General features: G+C 41.0%; 4 protein-coding genes. All 4 read left to right on the top strand.

Annotated features, from left to right (window positions below):
* Positions 1-438: GNAT family N-acetyltransferase (locus tag ADI58_RS01890; RefSeq protein WP_049521248.1), on the top strand; the 438-nt coding region annotated here is incomplete at its 5' end.
* Between the two features lie 38 nt (positions 439-476).
* The gene (locus ADI58_RS01885; protein ID WP_049521247.1) at positions 477-1,361 is read left to right on the top strand and encodes a putative PEP-binding protein; all 885 of its coding nucleotides are present in this window, start codon (positions 477-479) and stop codon (positions 1,359-1,361) included.
* Complete coding sequence (locus ADI58_RS01880) at positions 1,321-1,761, top strand: ASCH domain-containing protein (protein ID WP_049521246.1); 441 nt, start codon at positions 1,321-1,323, stop codon at positions 1,759-1,761. Before ADI58_RS01885 ends, ADI58_RS01880 begins: the two co-directional genes overlap by 41 nt.
* 122 nt (positions 1,762-1,883) lie before the next feature.
* Positions 1,884-4,430: a M1 family metallopeptidase gene (locus ADI58_RS01875; protein ID WP_049521245.1), complete on the top strand. Its 2,547-nt coding sequence runs from the start codon at positions 1,884-1,886 to the stop codon at positions 4,428-4,430.
* The last annotated feature ends 89 nt before the right edge of the window (positions 4,431-4,519 follow it).

The following is a 4,519-nucleotide window of genomic DNA, read 5'->3' as shown; positions in this document are numbered from 1 at the left end:
GTTGAATTTTTAAATAATCTAGTTACTCATTTAGAGGAAGGTTACAATATTGTGCCTATTGATAATCATATTTATAACTGTTTTTCTGAGGAAGAATGGTCACAAGATTTACAGGGGGATTTTGAGTCCTATCAGGATTTTGTTTTAAAAGGTGGATTTGGCTTTGTGATTCTTAAAAATAATGAACTGATTGCTGGGATTTCCTCAGGGTTAGTTTACCGTGGAGCAGTTGAAGTGGAAGTTGCAACTAGACCAAACGAACAAGGAAATGGATTTGCTAAAAAGCTTGGTTCTGCAATGATTCTAGAGAGTTTAAATAGAGATATGTTTCCACTTTGGGATGCTCATAACGAGGCTTCCAAAAAAGTAGCAGAATTTTTAGGATATGAGTTAGTTGAACCTTATGAAGCTTTTGAACTAGAGGAAAGTTTCATGTAGTGATATCTGATATTGTATCTTTTAAGACGAGGTGAATGATGAGAAACCAACTGGCCCTTAGTGGCGAAAAACTTGATGAAAAAGTTTATCCTCAACTATTTCACCACATTGGAATGATTCGTGGGGAATACTTGTTGAGAGAGCTTAATCAAAATATACTATTACCAAGTTGTCAGCAATTTGTAAAAGATTATCTAGAGACTATCTGCTCCCTGTACTCAGATGAAGAGGTATGGTATCGTTTTTCTGAATTAACGAATACAGAAGCCAATTGTTTAGTGGGGACTAAAGAGTATTTTGACGAAGGGCATCCCTTGTTTGGCTATAGAGGAACCAGGCGTTTGCTGGCGTGTCCGAATGAATTTCAGGCTGAGGCAAATGTCGTTACAGAAGTTTATCAAACCAATCCCAATCTATCTGTTATCTTTCCTTTTGTCAATGATGCTGAGCAGTTAAAGCAAGCTATTACAGTGTTGCGTCAGTGTGGCTTTACTGGAAAAGTCGCCACAATGGTTGAATTACCGTCAGCTTATTTTGACTTGGACAGAATACTGGAAACGGGTATTTCAAAGATTGTAGTTGGAATGAATGATTTGACTTCTTTTGTTTTTGCGACTGTGAGAAACAGTCAATGGCATGATATGGAAAGTCCAATAATGTTAGATATGCTAAGAGATATGCAGGATAAAGCAAGGATGAAAAAGATTGACTTTGCTGTAGCAGGCTATCTGAATGATTCTTTCATACAAAAAATGAATCAGATGGATATCAAATGTATTATCCATTATAGTTCTATTCCAGAGATTTTTAATTTAGAGATTGACCATCCAGACCATCTCAAACATATAAAAGAAGAAAGTAAGAAATTACAAAGGAGCACCCATGACACCGCAAGAAATGTGGAATGCATACAAGAAAATTAATCCCTCTATAGGAGATGAAATCGATGCTTGGGCTTTTGGAGTGGAACCAGACCTTTTAGCAGATTTGGTTTTAAGAGGCGAAAAGACTGCAACAGCTTCAGCCTACGATCTCTACGCACTAGAAGATGAGCCTCTTCCGCAAGAAGGAACTTTTGATGTCATTTTAGATAGTCAAAATCAGGCTGTCTGTATTGTCGAAATTACAAAGGTTTCTGTTCAGCTCTTTAATCAAGTTTCTGCTGACCATGCCTTTAAGGAAGGTGAGGGAGACAAATCCCTAGCCTATTGGCGTCAGGTTCATGAGGATTGTTTCGCCGAGTGGCTGAGAGAAGCAGGACTGACTTTTACACCTGAAAGCAAGGTTGTTTTAGAAGAATTTCGCAAGGTCTACCCACTGTAGACTATTGGAAGGAAGAAAGTTTTGGAAATCGCCGTCCAATCCTTTTTTCTTAAGAAAAACATGATATAATAAGTTTGTTTGAAGAAGAGCTCTAGCTCTTAAACTTAGAATAGGAGAAAATTATGCAAGCAGTTGAACATTTTATTAAGCAATTTGTTCCTGAACATTATGATTTATTTTTAGACTTGAGTCGTGAGACCAAGACTTTTTCAGGAAAGGTGACTATTAGTGGTCAAGCACAGAGTGACCGCATTTCCCTCCACCAAAAAGACTTGGAAATCGCCACTGTAGAAGTTGCTGGTCAAGCTCGCCCATTTACAGTTGACCATGACAATGAAGCCCTTCATATTGAACTTGCTGAAGCAGGTCAAGTTGAAGTGGTTATCGCTTTCTCAGGAAAAATTACAGACAACATGACAGGGATTTACCCATCTTACTACACAGTTGATGGAGTGAAGAAGGAAGTATTGTCTACTCAATTTGAGAGCCATTTTGCGCGAGAAGCCTTCCCATGTGTGGATGAGCCAGAAGCCAAAGCAACTTTTGACCTCTCTCTACGTTTTGACCAAGCAGAAGGTGAATTGGCCTTGTCTAACATGCCAGAAATCGATGTTGAAAAACGTAAGGAAACAGGTATCTGGAAGTTTGAGACAACACCTCGCATGTCTTCTTACTTATTAGCCTTTGTTGCGGGTGATCTGCAAGGTGTGACTGCTAAAACTAAAAACGGTACTCTTGTAGGTGTTTACTCAACCAAAGCCCACCCACTATCTAACCTTGATTTCTCACTGGATATCGCTGTTCGCTCTATCGAGTTTTACGAAGATTACTATGGAGTTAAGTACCCAATCCCTCAATCTCTCCACATCGCCCTTCCTGACTTCTCAGCTGGTGCTATGGAAAACTGGGGTCTTGTGACCTACCGTGAAGTTTACTTGGTTGTGGATGAGAACTCTACCTTTGCCAGCCGTCAACAAGTTGCCCTTGTTGTGGCTCATGAATTGGCTCACCAGTGGTTTGGTAACCTCGTAACTATGAAATGGTGGGATGACCTTTGGCTCAATGAAAGCTTTGCTAACATGATGGAGTACGTCTGTGTGGATGCTATTGAACCAAGCTGGAATATCTTTGAAGATTTCCAAACAGGTGGAGTACCTCTTGCTCTTGAACGTGACGCTACTGATGGCGTTCAGTCTGTCCACGTCGAAGTTAAACATCCAGATGAAATCAATACGCTCTTTGACGGAGCTATCGTCTATGCCAAAGGAAGTCGCCTCATGCACATGCTTCGCCGTTGGCTAGGTGATGCCGATTTTGCCAAAGGTTTGCACGCCTACTTTGAAAAACATCAATACAGCAATACAATTGGTCGTGACCTTTGGGATGCTCTTGGTCAAGCATCTGGCCGTGATGTTGCAGCCTTCATGGATTCTTGGTTGGAACAACCTGGTTATCCAGTTCTCACTGTCAAAGTTGAAAATGATGTTTTGAAGATTTCACAAAAACAATTCTTCATCGGTGAGCACGAAGATAAGAACCGTCTCTGGGTTGTGCCACTCAATAGCAACTGGAAAGGCTTGCCTGATACACTTGAAACTGAAAGTATCGAAATTCCTGGCTACGCAGCTCTTCTTGCTGAAAACAAAACAGCACTTCGCCTCAACACAGAAAATACAGCCCACTACATTACAGACTATCAAGGAGACTTGTTAGAAGCTGTTCTTGCTGACCTAGTTGAGCTTGATAACACAAGCAAACTGCAAATCGTCCAAGAACGTCGTTTGCTTGCTGAGGCAGGACAAATTTCTTATGCAGACTTGCTCCCAGTTCTTGATAAACTTGCTAAGGAAGAATCTTACCTTGTCGTTTCAGCTGTTTCTGAAGTAATTTCTGCTCTTGAGCGCTTTATCGATGAAGGAACAGAAGCTGAAAGAGCCTTCAAAGCCTTGGTTGCTAAATTGGCTCGTCACAACTATGACCGTCTTGGTTTTGAAGCTAAAGACGGAGAATCAGATGAGGATGAATTGGTTCGTCAGTTGGCTGTTTCTATGATGATTCGCTCAAATAATGCAGAAGCTAGTCAAGTCGCTAGCCAAATCTTCGCGGCTCACAAGGAGAATCTTGCAGGACTTCCAGCAGCTATTCGCTCACAAGTTCTGATCAATGAGATGAAACATCATGAGACTAAAGACTTGTTAGCACTTTATCTTGATACTTATACTCATGCAACAGATGCTGTCTTTAAACGTCAGTTGGCAGCTGCTCTTGCCTATAGTAAAGATGCGGATAATATCCAAACCTTGATTGCTGCTTGGAAGGACAAATTTGTGGTGAAACCACAGGACTTGTCTGCTTGGTATTACCAATTCCTAGCTCACCAAGCAACTCAGGAAACAGCTTGGTCTTGGGCGCGTGAAAACTGGGCTTGGATTAAGGCAGCCCTTGGAGGAGATATGAGCTTTGATAGCTTTGTTATCCTTCCTGCACACGTATTTAAGACTCAGCAACGTTTGGCAGAGTACAAGGAATTCTTTGAACCGCAACTTTCTGACCTTGCTCTTAGCCGTAACATCGGTATGGGAATCAAGGAAATTGCAGCGCGTGTTGACTTGATTAACCGTGAAAAAGCTGCAGTGGAAGTAGTCGTTCTTCAATACGGAAACGCATAAATAAGCCTAAAATAAAAAGAAAACTCAGCTATCTCATGTAATACTCTTCGAAAATCAAATTCAAACCACGTCAGCGTCGCCTTACCGTA

The organism is Streptococcus mitis (genome assembly GCF_001074635.1).
Lineage (GTDB): Bacteria > Bacillota > Bacilli > Lactobacillales > Streptococcaceae > Streptococcus > Streptococcus mitis_E.
The sequence above is the reverse complement of the archived record's forward strand: the minus strand, read 5'-3'. Positions and strand labels throughout refer to the sequence as shown.